General features: G+C 58.3%; 19 protein-coding genes. 11 read left to right on the top strand and 8 right to left on the bottom strand.

Going from position 1 to position 18,830, the window contains the following annotated elements:
- Positions 1-18: 18 nt before the first annotated feature.
- The 3 genes from mdtI to ROR01S_RS27805 form a co-directional block, all read right to left on the bottom strand.
- Positions 19-348: a multidrug/spermidine efflux SMR transporter subunit MdtI gene (mdtI, locus tag ROR01S_RS07965; RefSeq protein ID WP_004862469.1), complete on the bottom strand. Its 330-nt coding sequence runs from the start codon at positions 346-348 to the stop codon at positions 19-21.
- Positions 335-697 carry a multidrug/spermidine efflux SMR transporter subunit MdtJ gene (mdtJ, locus tag ROR01S_RS07960; protein WP_004862471.1) on the bottom strand — a complete coding sequence of 121 codons (363 nt, stop codon included), beginning with the start codon at positions 695-697 and terminating at the stop codon, positions 335-337. Before mdtJ ends, mdtI begins: the two co-directional genes overlap by 14 nt.
- A gap of 115 nt (positions 698-812) precedes the next feature.
- The gene (locus ROR01S_RS27805; RefSeq protein ID WP_463732742.1) at positions 813-893 is read right to left on the bottom strand and encodes a hypothetical protein; all 81 of its coding nucleotides are present in this window, start codon (positions 891-893) and stop codon (positions 813-815) included.
- Between the two features lie 353 nt (positions 894-1,246).
- Here ROR01S_RS27805 and ROR01S_RS07955 point away from each other — a divergent pair, with 353 nt between their 5' ends.
- From ROR01S_RS07955 to mdcH, 9 genes are all read left to right on the top strand, one after another.
- The gene (locus ROR01S_RS07955) at positions 1,247-2,278 is read left to right on the top strand and encodes an AI-2E family transporter (protein WP_004862473.1); all 1,032 of its coding nucleotides are present in this window, start codon (positions 1,247-1,249) and stop codon (positions 2,276-2,278) included.
- Between the two features lie 511 nt (positions 2,279-2,789).
- Positions 2,790-4,445: a malonate decarboxylase subunit alpha gene (gene mdcA, locus ROR01S_RS07950; RefSeq protein ID WP_004862476.1), complete on the top strand. Its 1,656-nt coding sequence runs from the start codon at positions 2,790-2,792 to the stop codon at positions 4,443-4,445.
- Complete coding sequence (locus ROR01S_RS07945; RefSeq protein ID WP_064359291.1) at positions 4,445-5,305, top strand: triphosphoribosyl-dephospho-CoA synthase; 861 nt, start codon at positions 4,445-4,447, stop codon at positions 5,303-5,305. Before mdcA ends, ROR01S_RS07945 begins: the two co-directional genes overlap by 1 nt.
- A gap of 10 nt (positions 5,306-5,315) precedes the next feature.
- On the top strand, positions 5,316-5,615 hold the full coding sequence (gene mdcC, locus ROR01S_RS07940) for a malonate decarboxylase acyl carrier protein (RefSeq protein WP_004862481.1): 300 nt from the start codon (positions 5,316-5,318) through the stop codon (positions 5,613-5,615).
- Entirely contained in the window at positions 5,608-6,441 is an 834-nt protein-coding gene (locus ROR01S_RS07935; protein WP_064359290.1) for a biotin-independent malonate decarboxylase subunit beta, read from the top strand. The genes mdcC and ROR01S_RS07935 overlap by 8 nt, the downstream gene beginning before the upstream one ends.
- Positions 6,441-7,241 carry a biotin-independent malonate decarboxylase subunit gamma gene (mdcE, locus tag ROR01S_RS07930; RefSeq protein WP_064359421.1) on the top strand — a complete coding sequence of 267 codons (801 nt, stop codon included), beginning with the start codon at positions 6,441-6,443 and terminating at the stop codon, positions 7,239-7,241. The genes ROR01S_RS07935 and mdcE overlap by 1 nt, the downstream gene beginning before the upstream one ends.
- Before the next feature lie 269 nt (positions 7,242-7,510).
- A complete protein-coding gene (locus ROR01S_RS07925) occupies positions 7,511-8,470 on the top strand; it encodes an AEC family transporter (protein WP_004862487.1) in 960 nt (319 codons plus the stop codon).
- A 1-nt stretch (position 8,471) separates the two neighbouring features.
- Positions 8,472-9,092 (top strand): malonate decarboxylase holo-ACP synthase, encoded by a 621-nt coding sequence (locus tag ROR01S_RS07920; protein WP_064359289.1) that lies wholly within the window; start codon positions 8,472-8,474, stop codon positions 9,090-9,092.
- On the top strand, positions 9,089-9,991 hold the full coding sequence (gene mdcH / locus ROR01S_RS07915) for a malonate decarboxylase subunit epsilon (protein ID WP_048024979.1): 903 nt from the start codon (positions 9,089-9,091) through the stop codon (positions 9,989-9,991). The genes ROR01S_RS07920 and mdcH overlap by 4 nt, the downstream gene beginning before the upstream one ends.
- Here the strand turns inward: mdcH and ROR01S_RS07910 are convergent.
- From ROR01S_RS07910 to ROR01S_RS07895, 4 genes are all read right to left on the bottom strand, one after another.
- Entirely contained in the window at positions 9,981-10,907 is a 927-nt protein-coding gene (locus ROR01S_RS07910; protein ID WP_064359288.1) for a LysR substrate-binding domain-containing protein, read from the bottom strand. The genes mdcH and ROR01S_RS07910 overlap by 11 nt on opposite strands.
- A gap of 160 nt (positions 10,908-11,067) precedes the next feature.
- Complete coding sequence (locus ROR01S_RS07905) at positions 11,068-12,270, bottom strand: multidrug effflux MFS transporter (protein WP_004862496.1); 1,203 nt, start codon at positions 12,268-12,270, stop codon at positions 11,068-11,070.
- A 212-nt stretch (positions 12,271-12,482) separates the two neighbouring features.
- On the bottom strand, positions 12,483-14,141 hold the full coding sequence (gene mqo, locus ROR01S_RS07900; RefSeq protein ID WP_004862499.1) for a malate dehydrogenase (quinone): 1,659 nt from the start codon (positions 14,139-14,141) through the stop codon (positions 12,483-12,485).
- Between the two features lie 271 nt (positions 14,142-14,412).
- Positions 14,413-15,333, bottom strand: a complete 921-nt coding sequence (locus ROR01S_RS07895) for an N-acetylmuramic acid 6-phosphate etherase (protein WP_004862501.1) — start codon at positions 15,331-15,333, stop codon at positions 14,413-14,415.
- Positions 15,334-15,506: 173 nt separating this feature from the next.
- Here ROR01S_RS07895 and ROR01S_RS07890 point away from each other — a divergent pair, with 173 nt between their 5' ends.
- Both ROR01S_RS07890 and dcuR read left to right on the top strand, forming a co-directional pair.
- Complete coding sequence (locus ROR01S_RS07890; RefSeq protein ID WP_064359287.1) at positions 15,507-17,126, top strand: sensor histidine kinase; 1,620 nt, start codon at positions 15,507-15,509, stop codon at positions 17,124-17,126.
- Positions 17,123-17,842 carry a two-component system response regulator DcuR gene (dcuR, locus tag ROR01S_RS07885; RefSeq protein WP_004862505.1) on the top strand — a complete coding sequence of 240 codons (720 nt, stop codon included), beginning with the start codon at positions 17,123-17,125 and terminating at the stop codon, positions 17,840-17,842. Before ROR01S_RS07890 ends, dcuR begins: the two co-directional genes overlap by 4 nt.
- Here the strand turns inward: dcuR and ROR01S_RS07880 are convergent.
- Positions 17,823-18,785, bottom strand: a complete 963-nt coding sequence (locus ROR01S_RS07880) for an FAD:protein FMN transferase (RefSeq protein ID WP_032717606.1) — start codon at positions 18,783-18,785, stop codon at positions 17,823-17,825. The two genes, dcuR and ROR01S_RS07880, sit on opposite strands and share 20 nt — an antisense overlap.
- Positions 18,786-18,830: the final 45 nt, after the last annotated feature.

Here is an 18,830-nt window from a genome sequence, read left to right as displayed (position 1 = left end):
GGAGCAGGCGGCATCACATTACGCCAGTTTAATCAGCACCATCCCGGTCACCAGCAATATCACGCCAATCCAGCCTTTATGATTTAAGCGTTGGCCGAACAGAATCCATCCTGCGGCAATCGTGGCGGCAATACCGAAACCGCCCCACAGCGCATAGGCCACCGACAGGTCAATGCCCTTCACCGCCTGCGAGAGCGCGCTGAAGGCACCCAGCACCGCCAGCAGCGACAGTATGCCGTATACTTTACGACGAAAACCGTCTGAAAATTTCAAAAAGACGTTAGCGACAATTTCCAGCACGATGGCCAGCGCCAGCCAGGCGCCGTGAATCCACTCAAACTGTTGCATGGGCCGCCTCCGTTGGCTGCTTCACCGCTTTTTGGGTACCGGATTTAATTAACACGATCCCGACCACCAGCGTCGCCAGCCCCGCCATTTTGATCGGCGAAAGCGCTTCATCAAACAGCAGGACGCTGAATAAAGTGATCAGCAAAATACCGATACCCTCCCACAGGGCATAGGCCACACCGAGGGCGATTTTTTTAACGGCAAAAGCCAGAAATATATAGGAAAGTGCAATCATCACCAGCATTAAAATAAAGCCGGTGTGTCCACCGCTGACGCTGGCCCATTTCATAGAAAGTGTGCCGGTAATTTCAGCAACGATTGCTAACGCTAATAAGATCCAATAAAACATAATCCTTCTCCTGCTAGAGAATATAATCCACCGCGGCTTACAGCGAAGGTAAACCGGAAAAATTCTGAGATTGTTTAGCCGTGCGCAGGGCGCCAGCTCAGGCAGAGAGAAAGGACTAAAGCGCGGAGCGCCAGTGTTGCTCGCCGGCAAAGCGGCAGCCAGGGAAGGAAACGGCAGGGTGAGTCGAAATATACATCCTGAACTGATTGTCCATAAAATTACAATTATCCGCGGTATTGCTTCTCGTCATTGCGGATGAGTATTGTCCTCGGTAGTTACACACAGTAAATTTGTACCATAATGCTACATTATACTCAAAGTCTTTGCACTTCTTTACGTCTGACATTTGATTTTGATTAGCTTTTACTGATGGCAATCGCCATTATGATGGCGCTTCACTTTTTTATTTTCGCCACCGAATTGTTTTCACCACCGTAGACGTTTTAGCCGGCGCAGTCATCCTGCCTGAGCGAGGCAGTTTTTGCTGATTTTACCCCGGCATTCGGGTCTACACTGTGAGGAAAACCGGTCATTTTTTCAGGGACACACATGGCTAAACCCATCATTACGCTTAATGGATTAAAGATTGTCATCATGCTGGGCATGCTGGTCATCATCCTCACCGGTATTCGCTTCGCCGCGGATATCATCGTCCCGTTCATCCTTGCGCTGTTCCTCGCCGTGGTCATTAACCCGGTGGTCCGGCTGATGATGCGCTGTCGGGTACCGCGCGTGCTGGCCATTTCGTTATTAATCAGCGCGATTGTCATGCTGGCGGTGGTTTTGCTGGCCTCATTAGGTACCTCGCTGAATGAACTGGCGCGCACGCTGCCGCAATACCGCACCTCCCTCAGCGAGCCGGTGCAAACCGTGACGCCCTGGCTACAGCGATTTGGGTTTACCGTTTCCGTTGTCGAGTTGAATAAATACATCGACCCCAACGCGGTCATGACGATGGTAACCAGCCTGCTTACCCAGCTGTCGAACGCAATGTCCTCAATCTTCCTCTTGCTGCTGACGGTGGTCTTTATGCTGCTGGAAGTGCCCCAGCTGCCGGCCAAGCTGCAACAATTGATGTCCAGACCGGTGGAAGGTATGGGCGCCATACAGCGCGCGATCGACAGCGTCTCTCACTACCTGGTGCTAAAAACCGCCATCAGTCTGGTCACCGGGATGGTGGTCTGGGGCATGCTGGTACTGCTGGACGTTCGCTTCGCCTTTATGTGGGGGCTGCTGGCCTTTGCCCTCAACTATATTCCAAATATTGGCTCGGTGCTGGCCGCCATTCCGCCTATTTTGCAGGTGCTGGTGTTCGGCGGACTGTACGACGCGCTGGTGGTACTCACAGGCTACCTGGTGATTAACCTGGTGTTCGGGAATATTCTTGAGCCGCGGATCATGGGGCGCGGTCTGGGGCTATCGACGCTGGTGGTATTTCTGTCGTTGATTTTCTGGGGATGGTTGCTCGGACCGGTAGGCATGCTGCTTTCCGTCCCATTGACAATCATTGTCAAAATCGCGCTTGAGCAGAGCCCCGGCGGGCGGAGTATCGCCGTGCTGCTGAGTGATTTAAGTAAATAGATTTTGTTCGCGCTGGCGGTACAAGGCCGCCAGCGGCAGATTTCCCTTCGTCGATGCGTAAACACGCTGCTGTTGGCGAATTTCTCATGCCAGACGATCCCGACCTCAGGGTGCTTCTGACATCCGCCCCCCGCCTCTTCTTAGCGCTGTCTGGCAAAACGAGCGGAGCATCGTCGGCCGACGGAAAGCGTTGCCGACACCCGGCATTTGCGCATTGTCAAAGATGTTCACGCTCATGCAATCAGCTCGATTCCCCCCAGCAACGCATGATATCTCCTGCTGGCACGCCCTCGCATGTCTGCATTTTGCCCTTTAATTCCTCTCCTTCTGGTCCTCCTCTAGCCGACACCTTGAACCTCTGCTTCGATCGCCGTCACATAATTTCCCTTAGAATTATTACTCTCAGGCTAACAATCCTTTAGCGGGCTTAATTGATGCGCTGCCCGGCGCGTCGCACACTAACTTCCACACCAGGACAATCAAAACGATCTGTCGAATCAGGAGGTTAATAATGAATGCCGAACAATCGCCGGGGCGCGTCTGGAACCGTCGTCGTACGGAAAAGCAGCGGCGACTGGCCGCCGCGAACGTCTCCGGTAAGGTTATCCCCACCGACCAGCTGGTCGAGGCGCTGGAACATCTGCTGGCACCGGGCGACCGCGTCGTACTGGAGGGCAATAACCAGAAACAGGCCGATTTTCTCTCCCGCATGCTTGCGGAAGTGAACCCGCAAACTATCCACGACCTGCATATGATCATGCCCAGCGTCGGGCGCAGCGAGCATCTGGATCTCTTTGAAAAAGGGATTGCCCGTAAGCTCGATTTCTCGTTCTCAGGTACCCAAAGCCTGCGGATTTCGCAGCTGCTGGAAGATGGTCTGCTGGAAATCGGCGCGATTCACACCTACATCGAACTTTACTCTCGCCTGTATGTCGACCTGTCACCCAACGTCGCGCTAATCGCCGGGTATAAAGCCGACCGCAAAGGCAACCTTTACACCGGACCCAGCACCGAAGATACCCCGGCGCTGGTCGAAGCCGCCGCCTTCCACGACGGGATCGTTATCGCCCAGGTGAACGAACTGGTCGACGACGAGTGCGATCTTCCGCGCGTCGATATCCCCGGCTCGTGGATAGACTACGTGGTGGTGGCCGATAAGCCGTTCTTTATTGAACCTCTCTTTACCCGCGACCCGCGCCTGATTAAACAAGAACATATTCTGATGGCGATGATGGCGATTAAAGGCATCTACGCGGAACATCAGGTGCAGTCTCTCAACCACGGGATCGGCTTTAACACCGCCGCCATTGAGCTGCTGCTCCCGACCTATGGTGAACAGCTGGGGCTGAAAGGCAAAATCTGTAAGCACTGGACGCTTAACCCGCATCCGACGCTGATCCCGGCCATCGAAAGCGGCTGGGTGGAAAGCGTCCACTGCTTCGGCGGCGAACTGGGGATGGAAGAGTACATCCGCGCCCGCCCGGATGTGTTCTTTACCGGCGCCGATGGCTCTATGCGTTCTAACCGCGCCTTCTGCCAACTGGCGGGTCAGTACGCGGTCGATATGTTTATCGGCTCCACCCTACAGGTTGATGGCCTCGCAAACTCCTCAACCGTCACCCGCGGACGGCTTTCCGGATTCGGCGGTGCGCCGAACATGGGTCATGACCCGCACGGTCGCCGCCACGCGACCCCGGCCTGGCTGAACATGATCACCGAACCTGACCCGATGCAGCGCGGCAAAAAGCTGGTGGTGCAGATGGTCGAAACCTTCCAGGCCGGCGTGAAGCCGACCTTTGTGGAAAAACTTGATGCGGTAGAGGTGGCGAAAACCTCCGGCATGCCTTTAGCCCCGGTAATGATCTACGGCGATGACGTCACCCACGTGCTGACCGAAGAGGGTATCGCCTATCTCTATCGCGCGGAAAGCCTGGAAGAGCGGCGGGCAATGGTCGCCGCCGTGGCCGGCATCACCGACATCGGTCTGGGCGTCGATGCCAGACGCGTCGCCGAACTACGTCGCAGCGGCAAAGTGGTCTATCCGGAAGATATCGGTATTCGCCGCAGCGATGCGACCCGTTCCCTGCTCGCCGCCGGCAGCGTTGCCGATCTGGTCGAATGGTCCGACGGTCTTTACAACCCACCTGCCAAATTCCGGAGCTGGTAATGAAACTCCTGTCACAGACTCATACCGGGCTGCAGGCCGAGACGCTGGCGTGGATCGCCCGCGACTGCCTGATCGACGAAGCGCGATTAAGCCCGAAGCCGGGTCTGGTGGACAGCCGGGGAAACGGCGCCCATCACGACCTGTCGTTAGATCTGATGGAGCGCTCGGCGCACAGCCTGACCCCGACGTTTCTGCAGCTGGCCCAGCAGAGCTGGCAGCGCCCGGCCGACATCGCCCTGCGCGAAACCATTGGCCGTTTAGGACGCGAAGGCGAACGGCAGATGATGGCGGCCACCGACGGCGTGAATACCCATCGCGGCGCAATTTGGGCTCTGGGATTACTGGTGAGCGCGAACGCGATGTTAAGCGCCAACGCCAGCGCGCAGCAGATTGCGGACACTGCCGCCCTGCTCGCCCGTCTGCCGGACAGCGCCGCGCCGAAGGTCTTCAGCAAAGGGCTGAAGGCGACGCACCGTTACCGGGTACCGGGCGCGCGTGAAGAGGCGCAGCAGGCCTTCCCGCACGTGGTGAAACTGGCGCTGCCCCAGCTGTTGCGCAGCCGCGCACAGGGCGCGGATGAAAACGCCGCTCGTCTTGACGCGCTGATAGCAATCATGACCTCGCTCAGCGATACCTGCGTGCTTTCACGCGCCGGAATGGCCGGTCTCAACGCGATGCAGACCGGCGCGCGCGCCGTGTTGCGTGCCGGCGGCAGCGCCACGGTTCAGGGCAGCAAAGCGCTCGCCGAACTCGACGCGCAGATGCTCGCCCTCAACGCTTCGCCCGGCGGCGCCGCCGATTTGCTCGCCGCCACGCTGTTTCTCGACAGGGTCAGCCAGCCCGCGTCTTGCTCAATTTAAAGAGGATGTTATGGAACACATTACATTGTCATTCCCTGCCAGCCGTACCCTCAGCGGTAAAGCTCTGGCAGGCGTCGTAGGCTCCGGTGATATGGAAGTGCTGTTCACCGCGGCCATCGGCGACACGCTCAACATCGATATCACCACCTCCGTAGACAACAGCACTCACCGCTGGAACGCGCTGTTTGACCGTCTGAATCTGATCAACGGCCTGCCTGCGGGCACGCTGATTATTCACGACTTCGGCGCGACGCCGGGCGTGGCGCGCATTCGCATCGAACAGGTTTTTGAGGAGGTTTCCCATGCGTAACGACCGCAGCTTTATTGAATTACGCGCCCGTGAACGTGCCCGGACGCTGCTTGATCAAGGCAGCTACCGCGAACTGCTCGATCCGTTCGCCGGCATGATGTCGCCGTGGCTCGCGCCGCAGGGCGTGGTACCGCAGTCCGACGACGGCATGGTGGTCGCTCGCGGCACCATCAACGGCCAGTCTGCGGTGGTCATTGCCATCGAAGGCACCTTCCAGGGCGGCAGCATGGGTGAAGTCTCCGGCGCGAAAATGGCGGCGGCACTGGAACTGGCGGCCGAAGACAACCGCAACGGCATCCCGACGCTGGCGGTTCTGTGCCTCGAAACCGGCGGCGTGCGCCTGCAGGAGGCCAACCTCGGCCTCGCGGCGATTGCCGACATTCATGCGGCGATTGTGGACCTGCGGCGCTACACCCCGGTGGTCGGCATTATCGCGGGCACCGTCGGCTGTTTCGGCGGGATGTCTATCGCCGCCGCCCTGTGCAGCTATCTGATTGTCACCCGCGAGGCGCGTCTGGGTCTCAACGGCCCGCAGGTTATCGAGCAGGAAGCCGGAATCGAAGAGTACGACTCCCGCGATCGCCCGTTTATCTGGAGCATGACCGGCGGCGAAATCCGTTATGCAAGCGGGCTGGTCGATGCGCTGGTCGGTGACGGCATCCATGCGGTGAAATCGGCAATGAATGAGGCCATTGCCAAAGGCGTCCCGGCACAACACCGCAGCGATAAATATGCGGATTACCTGGCCCGCCTGACCCACTTCGATACCCGCCAGCAGGCGGATACCGCGCAGATCAAACAGCTTTTTGCCCGGGAGGTGAAATGATGACTCAGTCCAATAGCCGTGGGGCCGTATGGCTGGAAAAACTGGCGCCGAACGCGCCGCGCATGAACGGCCTGTGCCCTTCAGTACAGGTCGCTGACGGTGAACTGAACGGCGCAAGCGTGCGCTTCATCGCCGTGGTGCCGGATGCCAACAACCACTACCCGCGCGCCGCCAAAGGTGAAGTGGGTCTGCTGGAAGGCTGGACGCTGGCGAAAGTGGTCAATGAAACCATCGATGCCGACGCCAACAGCGACGTAAAACGCCCGATAGTGGCGGTCATCGACGTCCCAAGCCAGGCCTATGGCCGCCGCGAAGAGGCGTTCGGTATCCACCAGGCGCTGGCCGGTGCCGCAGGCGCGTATGCAAAAGCGCGCCTGGCGGGTCATCCGGTGATCGGCCTGATCGTTGGTAAGGCAATGTCCGGCGCGTTTCTGGCGCACGGCTACCAGGCCAACCGCCTGATTGCCATCAACGACAAAGGCGTGCTGGTGCATGCGATGGGCAAAGCGTCCGCCGCGCGGATCACGCTACGCACCGTCGAGGCGCTGGAAAAACTGGCGGCGACCATTCCCCCCATGGCCTACGACGTCAGCAATTACGCCACGCTCGGTCTGCTCTCCGACCTGCTCAATCTCAGCAATCCGGATGCCCCGTCTGATGCTGACCTGGCACTGGTGGAGATCAGCGTGCAAAAGGCCATTTCCGATGCGCGCAAAGACCCAACGCTGAAAAACCGTCTCGGCGCGGAAAATCGCCGTAGCTCTGCCCTGGTCCGCGAGCGGATGCGCGCCAGCTGGTAACGGGCAACATCAGAAGTACGTAAAAAAAGACCTGCCGAAAGCGGCTACCGTCGGGCGCAGCATAGCGCCCACGGCTCGCGGCTTTTAGAAAACTAAAAACATCGCAATTAGCCCAATACGCTGAATCATTCACGCTGGCCCAAGGCGGCAGCTGAGTCAATCCCCATGAGCTGAGTTGAGTCAGTGACCGGGAGCCGGGAAGGCAGCCAACGCACAGGCAGCGTGAAGGACGACGCGTATCTCTTTTTTTATCTACAGGTGAGTACTCTATGACTTATGTAATTGTTCATGCCCTGGCGCCGATTTTTCTCATCATGCTGCTGGGCTTCTGGGCCGGCAAAGCCAAAATGGTCGACAATAAAAACGTGTCGCTGCTGAATATCTTCGTGATGGATTTTGCCCTGCCGGCCGCGCTGTTCAGCGCCACCGTACAGACGCCGTGGGCGGGAATCGTCGCGCAATCCCCGCTGATTGTGGTGCTGACCGGCGCCATGTGGGTGACCTATGCGGCGATCTACTTCCTGGCCACCGGCGTGTTTAAAAAGTCGCCGCAGGACGCGGCGGTGCTGACCCTCACCGTGGCGCTGCCGAACTATGCCGCACTCGGCCTGCCAATACTCGGTAGCGTGCTGGGCGAAAGCTCCGCCACCTCGCTGTCCGTGGCGGTATCCATTGCCTGCGGCTCGGTACTGATGACCCCGTTTTGCCTGCTGATCCTCGAACGTGAAAAAGCGCGCGCCGCCGGGGAAAACAGCGGTTCTACCCTGGCGATGCTACCGGTGCTGATGTGGCGCTCGCTGAAAAAACCTATCGTCATGGGCCCGCTGCTCGGCGTGATCCTTTCGGCGATTGGCATCACCATGCCAGACCTGCTGCTGGCGGCGATCAAACCGCTGGGCCTCTCAGCAACGGCTGCCGCGCTGTTCCTGACCGGGGTCATTCTGTCTGCCCGTAAGCTGAAGCTGAACGCGATGGTCGGCATCGCAACCATCGCCAAGCTGCTGATCCAGCCGTTTATCGCCTGGGGTATCGTTCTGGCATTCGGGCTGCACGGTTCGGTGGCGATCACCGCTATCCTGATGATTGCGCTGTCTGCCGGTTTCTTCGGCGTGGTGTTCGGCAACCGCTTTGGCGTCCAGTCACCGGATGCCGAAGCCGTGCTGCTGTTGAGCTCCGTTCTGTGTATCCTGTCGTTACCGCTGTTTATTACTCTGACTTCCGGACTCTGATATGACCTTTACCCCGCGCCCGCACGATTTACTGTGGCTGAACAACGCCAACGCCTTACTGACCATTGAGGAGGCGTGGGTGGCCACCCAGTGGCACCCCGGTTTGCCGGTGGTGGTGCGGCGCGATGTAAATGAAAACCATGATATTCCGGTGGGCGTGCGCGGCATGAAGCGCGAACAGCGCGCCGCCGGATGGGTGAAGGCAGAGGCGGTTTCCCGGGTGGTGACGCCGGAAGCGCTCACCGACCGCGAACGCCTGCTGCACTCGCCGTTTGTTTCCCAGCCGCCGGTTCAGGCGGCTATTTTACTGACGACCTTCGCGTGGCCGTGGCTGTGGGGCATTACCGGCAGCACCGGCTATGCGCTTGCCAGCGAAATTCCCGTTCTGCACGCCGACAGCGATCTCGATTTGCTGATCCGCGCCCCTATGCCGCTGACCGGGGATGAGCTACGGCAGTGGCAGACGCAGGTTGCGAAACTGCCGTGTCGGGCCGACACCCAGATTGAAACGCCGTTCGGCGCCTTTGCGTTGAATGAATGGCTGCGCGATGGCCGCGTATTGCTGAAAACGTCCCGGGGCGCGCGCCTGACCACTACGCCCTGGCACAGGGAGGAAGCATGAAAATTCTCTTTACCTTTCCCGGTCAGGGAAACCAGCGCCCGGGTATGCTCGGCGTCATCCCCCACCGTGAGGCGATCCTCGCCGAGGCCCGCAGCGTACTCGGGGAAGAGATCGTCACCTTAGATAGCGTCGAGGCGCTCAGGCACACCCGGGCCGTGCAGCTGTGCCTGCTTATCACCGGCGTCGCCTGGGCGCGGGAACTACAGCGCCAGGGGGTCCAGCCGGATATCGTCAGCGGGTTGTCGATCGGCGCCTTTCCTGCCGCAGTCATCGCCGGGGCGCTGGATTTCGCCAGCGCACTGCGCCTGGTGGCGCGACGCGGCGATTTAATGGAACAGGCCTATCCGCACGGTTACGGCCTGACCGCGATTATGGGGCTGACGCGGGATCGGGTGGAGGCGCTGCTGATCGCGGGAGAGACCTACATCGCTAACCTCAATGCCGACACGCAGATTGTGATTGCCGGCACCGATGAGGCGATGGCGCGCGTAGCGCAGAAAGCGCTGGCCATCGGCGCCACTAAAGCACAGCGGCTGGCGGTCAGCGTTCCCTCGCACTGCGCGCTGCTGGACGCCCCGGCAGCCGCGCTGGCGCAAGCCTTCACACAGGTCTCGTTGCAGCGCCCGCGCTGCGCTTACCTGAGCGGTTCCACCGCGCGGGTACTGTGGGATCCGCAGCGGATCGCCGACGATCTGGCGATGAATATGGCGCGGACGGTACGCTGGCAGGATGCCGTCGTCGCCGCCCAGGAGCGCGACGCCCGGCTGGCAATAGAGATGCCGCCCGGCGGTGTACTCACCTGCCTCACCCGCCAGGCGGGCTGGCAGGGAGAGAGTCTGGCGCTTGAGAGTAGCGGCGTGGCGGTCGTGCGTCATCTGGCGCAGCGGCTTAACGGTTAAGACTGCGGGCGTACATTCGCCCTTCTGCCGCCAGCGCCAGCAGATCGGCGTCACGTTCACGATGGTGGGCATAGACGATAGAGATCAGCTGGCGCATCTGGTAGGGTTCCGCCAGCTTTAACAGCTGCACATCGTTTTCATACACTTTCTTCATGCGTCCTGGCAGCAGCGCAAAACCGACGCCGGCCTGCACCAGGCTAATCATTGAGAAGATATCGTTCACCCGGGTCACAATTTCGGGTTCGAATCCCGCCACCTGAAAGGCTTCCTGGAACCCGGCATAGGTGGCAAATCCTTCGGCCAGCGAGACAAATTTGCGGTCTGCATAGTCGCGCAGGTCGGCAGGCAGCACGCTGTCGAGTTTTTCCGCCGCCGGTGCGGCGAGGAAAATATCGTCTTCAAACAGCGGGACCACATCAAAGGCAGTATTACTGAACTCCCCTTCATTGGTCGCGATCAGAATGGCGTCGAGAGCATCGTCTTCCAGCATATCCATCAGCATCTGGTTGGATCCCATGGTCAGATCGAGCTCCAGTTCGGGCCGTCGTAGCTTCATACCCATAATAATTCGCGGCACCGTCTCAAGAGTTAGCGAGTAGAGTGTGCCAATGCGCAGACGCCCCTGGCCGACGCCGGCCACCTTGCGCGTCGCTTCCAGCCCACGGGTCATTAAACTGGTGACATCCTGGCAGTACTCCAGCAGTGTCCAGGCCGCCGGCAGCGGCAGTAAATTTCGCCCCTTATGCACAAACAGCGAGCAGCCAACCCCCTCTTCAAGGGTATGCAGCGCCCGATGAACGCTCACCCCGCTGAGCTCCATGGCTTCGGCGGTTCTGGCAATATTCCCCTTAACCATAAACATCATAAATATCGACAGTTTGCGGAAGGTTATCTCCTGATTAATGTCGTCTTTCATTATTTTCGCCCCGTATTTCCGCTTTTTTCTTGTCAATTCAAGCCAGTATAACCACAATCCGCGGCGAAAGTTTTAACGGGGCGCAAGTTCAGGGCCTGTCGCATCTCCTCGCGGCGAGAACCGCTGCCGCCGTCGGTGATAAACCTGAACCGGCCTGAAATCAGGCGTTTAATTCATCAGGCAACGGTGCCGACGGCGTCCAGGCCAGCAGCAGGCTGGCAAGCGTAAAGGCCCCCATAATCCACGTCATCGTCCAGGGTGTACCATCATGTAATCCGGCCAGCAGCAGTGAAGAGACGATTCCGCTGCCATATTGCAGCGAGCCGATGAAGGCCGATGCCGAACCGGCAAACGCCCCCGCCTCATCCAGCGCTGCCGCCGTTGAGGTGGCGGCAATCACGCCGTTCATGGAGAAAAAGAGAAACACGCACAGGGCGATCCCAACGAGACCGCCGTGATGCAATTTGACGCTGAACGCCATCGCCGCCATCGCCAGAGAGGCCACAACCAGCGCCGCTTTGAGCAGATCCCCCAATGCATAACGCTGAACCAGACGGCGGTTAACCAGGCTCATGGTCATCACGCCGAGAATATTGACCGCAAATAGCCAGCCATAGTGCTGCGGTTCAACGCCGAAATAGCGAATATAGACATCCGGCGAACCGGTAATAAAAGCGTAAGCGGCGACGTAATAACAGGTCAGACTCAGGGTATAGCGCATGAAAATGCGATTGCGCAGCAGCTGCCCGTAGTGATGAAACGCCTTCAGCGGCGATCCCTGCTGGCGTCGCTCCGGCGGCAGCGTCTCCGGCAGCCAGCGTAGCGCCAGCAGCATCACCAGACCAATGCCCGCCAGTAGCCAGAAAATGGCATGCCAGCTGGTGACTCTTATCATCTGCCCGCCCATCAGCGGCCCGATAATCGGTGCAATGGCCATCACAATGGTCAGCGTCGAGAGCATCTGCGCGGCGCGGGTCCGGGCAAAGAGATCGCGTACCATCGCCCGCGCCAGCATGGGCCCGGTACAGGCCCCCAGAGCCTGAAAAACGCGCCAGAAAATAATCCGATCGATGCTGTCGGAGAGCGCGCAACCCGCGGAGCCGATGATAAACAGCACCATACCGATAAACAGCGGCGTGCGACGACCAAGACGGTCGCTCACCGGCCCCCAGATGAGCTGCGCCAGAGCAAAACCGATTAAAAAACCGGTAATCGTCAGTTCGGCGTCACCCTGCAATTCCGCCGCCATAACCGGCATGGCGGGCAGATAAATATCGGTGGATAACGAAGCGAACGCCATCAGCCCGCTTAAAATCAAAATAAACAGCGGTCCGCTGGCGGCGTTTTTTTGCGGCACAGTCATGTGAGATATCCGTCAGGAGAGAGTGATACAGAGCGAGGTATGTTAACGAGAAAGGAGCGGCGGATAATCCCCTGCCACCGTATCGAGGTTATGAGCCGCATTCATGAATAGGCGCGCAGAGGGTACACCGCGTGGATGGCAGGCGTATCCGCAAAAAAATGCCAGCTGGCGACAGACCAACTGGCATGCTTTGTGACGGACGTTATGTCAGATTACAGCGCCATATCGTGCTGTGCTGACTCCGCAGGTTTTGCTTCGGCCGGCTTCGCGGTGGTCACCGCTGGCTGAGTCTTGCTCATGTCGATGACCGGCGGTTTCACCAGCTGCAGCGTCGCAGCGGTATCATCCCACACCTGCTGCGTCAGCGCCGGGTTATCGTTCAGCTTCTGCCCGTAGCTCGGTACGATAGCATGAATGCGGTTCTGCCACTGCGCAGAAGCAAACTGCTCCGGGAACATCTGCTTAAGGACGTTAAGGGTGATCGGTGCCGCGGTGGATGCCCCCGGTGATGCCCCCAGCAGCGCCGAGATGGTTTTCTGTTGATCGACCACCACTTCGGTACCCAGCTTCAGGACTCCGCCCTTGTCGGCATCTTTCTTGATAATCTGCACGCGCTGGCCGGCCTGGATCAGTTTCCAGTCTTCTTTACGCGCGTCCGGATAGTACTCTTTCAGCGCCGCAAAGCGGTCATCATCGTTCAACATCACCTGGCTAATCAGGTATTTCACCAGATCGAAGTTGTCGAGCCCCACGTGGGTCATCGGCAGTACGTTATCGGTAGTGGTGGTGCTCAGCAGGTCCATAAAGGAACCATTTTTGAGGAATTTGGTCGAGAAAGTCGCAAACGGCCCGAACAGCACCACGCGCTTACCATCGATGAAACGGGCATCGAGGTGCGGAACCGACATCGGCGGTGCGCCAACGGAGGCCTGACCGTACACTTTTTCCAGATGTTGCTTCGTCACGTCCGGATTTTCCGTCATCAGGAAGGAGCCGCCGACCGGGAAGCCCGCGTAATTATCCGCTTCCGGAATGCCGGTTTTTTGCAGTAATTTCAGCGCGCCGCCGCCGGCACCGATAAAGACATATTTCGCATCGATCGCCTGTTCCTGACCGCTATTGACGTTTTTGATCGTCACGTGCCATGAATTATCGGCATTGCGTTTAAACCCGGTGACTTCAGAAGAGGTCTGCAGCGAGAAATTATTATTTTTCTTCAGGCTGCCGATCAGCTGACGGGTAATTTCGCCGTAGTTGACGTCGGTGCCAACCGGAGTCCAGGTCGCCGCCACTTTTTGTTGCGGATCGCGCCCTTCCATCACCAGCGGCGCCCACTGTTTAATTTGCGCGTGATCGGTGGAGAATTTCATACCCTGGAATAACGTCGTCTGCTGCAATGCGGTATACCGCTTTTGCAGATACTCCACATTATCACCCCAGACGAAACTCATATGCGGCGTGGAATTAATAAAGGCGTGCGGATCGTGCAAAATGCCGCGTTTGACTTGCGCCGTCCAGAACTGGCGGGAGATCATAAACTGCTCGTTAATATCCAGCGCTTTGCTGACATCAATGGAACCGTCCGCACGCTCCGGCGTATAGTTCAGCTCCATATTCGCTGAGTGGCCGGTCCCGGCGTTGTTCCAGCCGTTAGAGGATTCTAGCGCAACGCCATCCAGCTTCTCGACCATCACCTGTTTCCAGTCCGGCTGTAATTCCTGCAGCCAGGTGCCGAGGGAGGCGCTCATAATTCCGCCGCCGATCAGCAGGAAATCGGTTTTTTGAGCGGTATCAGTATTCGCATACGACGCGGTGCTGACAAACATCGCCAAGGCAGTCACAGATAAGATAGATTTTTTTATTGCAGGCATAATAGAATTATCGCATAGCACAATGAAATAAGTGCAAACATGTTAACGCATTTCTATTATATTTTAAAATATCATTTACATTTTCCGCACAGTTAATCAATTTCTGACAAATACTTTTTTAACTTAAAAAAGTAAAATATCGCGCGGAAAAATAAAAATCAGAAAATAACGGCGGCAATTAAGGGGTTAAATAATTTCCGCCGGTTTATTTAGTTATTTATCATCCCGTCGCCCTCGCGGCATTACGGCGCGCGATTGCGCGCCGCATCATTCAATTTACGCTGCTCAGCGTCGAACGCTTTGTCTCCTGCAGCGCGAGGCGCAAACGATCGTTATTTTCCGCCAGCAGATCCCGCGCCTGCCAGGCGTCGAGCCCGGTCATCAGCATCAGGATTGCCGTGCGCACATGCTGATTACAGCTGGCCAGCGCGGCTTTGGCCTCGCTGCGCGAGCAGTCGGTGGCCGTCATGACGATGGCAATCTGGCGCTCAGTCCAGCGCGGGCTGATGGCCTGCAGATCGACCCGCAGGTTGCTGTAAACCCTGCCGCTGCGAATCGCCAGCCCGGTAGTCAGCATCGTGAGGATCTGCCGCTGCGCCAGCTGCGCTTTCGGGTTACCGAACCCCGCCACCGCTTCTGGCCCGGTTTGCGGCGCGATAATGATATCCGCCAGCTGGGCGGCTTCACTCTCCGCTTGCTGCGTCAGTACCGCAATTGGCGCACCGAGCGACCAGGCGTGACGCATCGCGCCCCACACCCACGGCGTTTGTCCGCTAACCGTCAGCGCCAGCAGCATATCGTTGCTGGTGAAACGGATAGCCTGCAGCTCAAGCGCCCCGAGATCGTAATCGTTAGCGGCCGTCTCCATCTCCTGCAGCGCGGCTGCGGGGCCGCCGGCAATGAGGCCAACCAGCGAATGTTTCTCTTCCGGCGTATACTCGCTGACCGTCTGTAGCGCCGCGCGGCCGGATGCTCCGGCGCCGACAATCACCAGCCGCCCTCCCCGGCTCAGGGCTGCGGCGGCATTATCGACGAGACGGGCAACCTCCGGTAAACAGGCCCCGACGGCGTCGGCAATTTGCCGATTGTCTTTATGCAGCAGGGTCAGCATATCGAGGGTGGCGAGAGTGTCGATGTGGTGAGTTTCAGGGTGGCGTCGTTCCATCATTGATGCGGTTGGCTTACTGCTCATAAAAACCTCCTTTTAAATAACTCCATATTCACTATAAGGATATTTATTGCGAGGTCCTGCGAGTGAGGTCACGCTTCCCGGTTCTTTCAGCGTCTTTTTGCTTTTTTACATAGCTTTAAGAAATGGTTACCTTCAGCGATAATAGCCCTTCGCCGAACAGTTCAGGGGATGGTATGAAGGATATCGCGGAGTCAATTCCGCCCGCGCGCAAACGACTGATGAGTATGAAGCTGAGTACCGCCGTGACGCTCATGATTAGCAGCGTGATTGGTTCGGTACTGCTGCTGGTCTACGCGCTGTGGTTTATACAGATCAGCGATACCACCCGCGACGGCGTAAAAGATACGGCGCTGGCGGTTGCTCGCACGTTCTCCGATATGCCGGAAGTGAAGCAGGCCCTGACGCTGCCGCCGCAGAGCGGACTCATCCAGCCGCTGGCGCTGGCCATTACCCGGCGGAACGATCTGCTGTATGCGGTGGTGACCGATATGCATGGCGTGCGCTATTCGCATCCCAACGCCCGGCTTATTGGTAAACAGTTTATCGGCGAGGATATTCAACCCGCCTTTAACGGCAAAGAGAATGTCGCCGTCAATCACGGGGTGCTGGCTCCGGCGCTGCGCGTCTTTACGCCGGTATTCAACGACCAGCAGCAGCAAATTGGCGTGGTGGTGGTCGGGATTTCGCTGAGTAAAGTGGATGAGCAAATTGCCAAAGGCCGCTGGGATGTGCTGTTAACCGTGCTGTTCAGCGCCCTGGTCTGCGGAATCGGTACCTGGAGCCTGGTGCGCGGACTCAAGCGCGTGCTGCTGGGACTGGAGCCGCAGGAGATCTCTACGCAGTTTCAGCAGCGGCAGGCGATGCTCCATTCGTTAAAAGAAGGGGTTGTCGCGGTGGATGTCGAGGGTCGCGTCACGCTGATCAACCCGGCCGCCAGCGAGATCCTGCTTAGCGGCCCCGGCAAAGAGATTGCCCACACCCCGCTGCTGGCGGATCTGCAGGAGGTTTTGCAGACCGGCGAGCCGATTTACGACCGCGAACTCGACTGCAACGGCTTCCTGCTGATCAGCAACACCGTGCCGGTACGCAGCCAGAACGCTATCGTCGGCGCCATCAGTACCTTCCGTGATAAAACGGAAGTCAGCCAGCTGTTGCAGCGGCTGGACGGTATGGTTAACTATGTCGATGCGCTGCGCACGACCTCGCATGAATTTATGAATAAGCTGCATGTGATCCTCGGCCTGTTAAACATGAAAAGTTATGACAAGCTGGAGGAGTATGTTCTGCAAACCGCCCATACTTATCAGGCGGACATTGGCGAAATTCAGCACCGAATCAAATCACCGGTGGTCGCGGGCTTCCTGATTGGTAAAATCCAGCGCGCCAAAGAGCGCGGCTTCACCCTTAACTTAGCCGAAGAGAGCCTGGTGCCCGATTGCCCAAATGAAAAGCAGGTCACCGTGCTGGTCACCGTGCTGGGTAATCTGATTGAGAATGCGCTGGATGCCATGAGCGGACAAAGCGAGGGGGAAGTCGGCCTGCTGCTGCACTATCAGAACGGCTGGCTGAGCGGCGAAGTCAGCGATGACGGACCGGGCATCCCGCCGGCGAATATTGATGCCATCTTTAATAAAGGCTTCTCTACCAAGGGTGAGAATCGCGGCGTTGGCCTGTTTCTCGCCAGCCAGCAGCTCCGTGAACTGGGCGGCACGCTGGCCGTCGAGTCTGAGCCTGGCGTCTTTACCCAATTTTTTGTTCATCTTCCCTGGGATAGTAAAAGGAAACGTGCGTGATAAATGTATTAATTGTTGACGATGATGCCATGGTCGCCGAACTGAATCGCCTGTATGTGGCGAGAATTCCCGGCTTCCGCTGCTGTGGCACCGCGTCTACGCTGAGCAAGGCCCAGGAGATGGTTAACGATAGCGCACAGGAGATCGATCTGGTGCTGCTGGATGTCTACATGCAGCATGACAGCGGCCTGGATCTGCTGCCGACCATCCGCGCCTCTGGTCGCCCTATCGACGTGATTATGATTACCTCCGCCGCCGATGCCGCCACCGTGCAAACCTCGATGCACTACGGCGTCGTCGATTATCTGATCAAACCGTTCCAGTTTCCGCGCTTCGAAGAGGCGCTGACCGCCTGGCGCGAAAAACGCAAACTGATGACCGGACAGCCCTATTATGAACAGGCCGATGTTGACCGCCTGCTCCACGGCAACGCGCCGGAAGCCAGCGACGCGCGCAAGCTGCCGAAAGGCTTAACCGCCCAGACGCTGCGCACGCTGTGCCAGTGGATTGATGCCCATCCGGGCACCGAGTTTTCCACCGATGAACTGGCGGTGGCCGTCAATATTTCCCGCGTCTCCTGCCGGAAATACCTGATCTGGCTGGCACAGATTAATATTCTCTACACCAGCATTCACTACGGCGCGACCGGGCGGCCGGTCTATCGCTACCGGCTGGTCGCCGAGCAGTACAGCCTGCTTAAGCAGTACAGTCAGTAAGCCGGTAGCTGTCGTCGAGTAAGTGAAAACGAAAGCGGCGCTGTGATGAGAGGATAATGTCGCGATTTTTGGTGACGAAAATCGCCTCAATGTCTTCGCGATGGCGCAGCGCCGCACAGCCTTTTTCCACCCCAAGACCGAAGATCAACGTGGTCCAGATATCGCCGTCGAGCGAATCATCGGCAATAATGGTGACGCTCTCCAGCTCGTTATCAAGCGGATAGCCGGTGCGCGGGTCGAGAATATGGTGCCAGCGTCGACCATCCTGCTCAAAATAGCGCTCGTAAATGCCGGACGTCACCACCGACTGGCCGACGACGTCAATACTTCCCACCAGCGCATTATCGGCCGCGAACGGTTTTTTCAGCCCAATCGACCACGCCCCCAGGGTATGCACGTTGCCGCCGAGGTTAATCAGCGCCGCGTCGACGCCCTGGCGCTGCAGGTCATCGCGCACCCGGTCGGCAATGTAGCCTTTGGCAATCGCCCCAAGATCGATCTCCATTCCCGGCTGGGCGAGAAAAACGCTGCCGGCGGCGTCATCGAGGATCACATCCTGCGGGCGGGTCAGCGCTAAGCGCGCGGCGATATCCGCCGCCGCCGGAACGCTGTGGCCGTTAAAACCGATGCGCCATAGCTTCACCAGCGGGCCAATCGCCAGATTAAAGGCGCTCTCCTGCACCATGCTGGCCGCTTTCGCGCATTTGATCAGCTGATAAACCGGGCGGCTGACGCTGACCGGATGGCGGCCGGCGGCATGATTAATCCCCATCACCTCCGAGTGTGCGCGGTTGACGGTAAACAGGTCTTCGTAGCGTTTAATCAGTTGAAACGTGCGGGAAGCCAGGGCTTCATCGTGGGAAAACAGTTTGAGCAGGATGGGAGACCCCATCAAAACAGCGGAGTAGCTATAGAGGCGTTGATCGCCAGAGATACCAGACATCATTGAAGCTCCTCTGTGTCACCCGGACAGGCAGACGCCGCCGGG

The sequence above is a fragment of the Klebsiella ornithinolytica NBRC 105727 = ATCC 31898 genome (assembly GCF_001598295.1).
GTDB classification, from domain to species: Bacteria; Pseudomonadota; Gammaproteobacteria; order Enterobacterales; family Enterobacteriaceae; genus Klebsiella; species Klebsiella ornithinolytica.
This window is presented reverse-complemented; position numbering and strand designations above follow the sequence as displayed.

Coding starts and splice junctions, on each gene's coding strand:
- mdtI (WP_004862469.1), bottom strand. CDS start 348: ATGCAACAGTTTGAGTGGATTCACGGCGCCTGGCTGGCGCTGGCCATC.
- mdtJ (WP_004862471.1), bottom strand. CDS start 697: ATGTTTTATTGGATCTTATTAGCGTTAGCAATCGTTGCTGAAATTACC.
- ROR01S_RS27805 (WP_463732742.1), bottom strand. CDS start 893: ATGTATATTTCGACTCACCCTGCCGTTTCCTTCCCTGGCTGCCGCTTT.
- ROR01S_RS07955 (WP_004862473.1), top strand. CDS start 1,247: ATGGCTAAACCCATCATTACGCTTAATGGATTAAAGATTGTCATCATG.
- mdcA (WP_004862476.1), top strand. CDS start 2,790: ATGAATGCCGAACAATCGCCGGGGCGCGTCTGGAACCGTCGTCGTACG.
- ROR01S_RS07945 (WP_064359291.1), top strand. CDS start 4,445: ATGAAACTCCTGTCACAGACTCATACCGGGCTGCAGGCCGAGACGCTG.
- mdcC (WP_004862481.1), top strand. CDS start 5,316: ATGGAACACATTACATTGTCATTCCCTGCCAGCCGTACCCTCAGCGGT.
- ROR01S_RS07935 (WP_064359290.1), top strand. CDS start 5,608: ATGCGTAACGACCGCAGCTTTATTGAATTACGCGCCCGTGAACGTGCC.
- mdcE (WP_064359421.1), top strand. CDS start 6,441: ATGACTCAGTCCAATAGCCGTGGGGCCGTATGGCTGGAAAAACTGGCG.
- ROR01S_RS07925 (WP_004862487.1), top strand. CDS start 7,511: ATGACTTATGTAATTGTTCATGCCCTGGCGCCGATTTTTCTCATCATG.
- ROR01S_RS07920 (WP_064359289.1), top strand. CDS start 8,472: ATGACCTTTACCCCGCGCCCGCACGATTTACTGTGGCTGAACAACGCC.
- mdcH (WP_048024979.1), top strand. CDS start 9,089: ATGAAAATTCTCTTTACCTTTCCCGGTCAGGGAAACCAGCGCCCGGGT.
- ROR01S_RS07910 (WP_064359288.1), bottom strand. CDS start 10,907: ATGAAAGACGACATTAATCAGGAGATAACCTTCCGCAAACTGTCGATA.
- ROR01S_RS07905 (WP_004862496.1), bottom strand. CDS start 12,270: ATGACTGTGCCGCAAAAAAACGCCGCCAGCGGACCGCTGTTTATTTTG.
- mqo (WP_004862499.1), bottom strand. CDS start 14,141: ATGCCTGCAATAAAAAAATCTATCTTATCTGTGACTGCCTTGGCGATG.
- ROR01S_RS07895 (WP_004862501.1), bottom strand. CDS start 15,333: ATGAGCAGTAAGCCAACCGCATCAATGATGGAACGACGCCACCCTGAA.
- ROR01S_RS07890 (WP_064359287.1), top strand. CDS start 15,507: ATGAAGGATATCGCGGAGTCAATTCCGCCCGCGCGCAAACGACTGATG.
- ROR01S_RS07880 (WP_032717606.1), bottom strand. CDS start 18,785: ATGTCTGGTATCTCTGGCGATCAACGCCTCTATAGCTACTCCGCTGTT.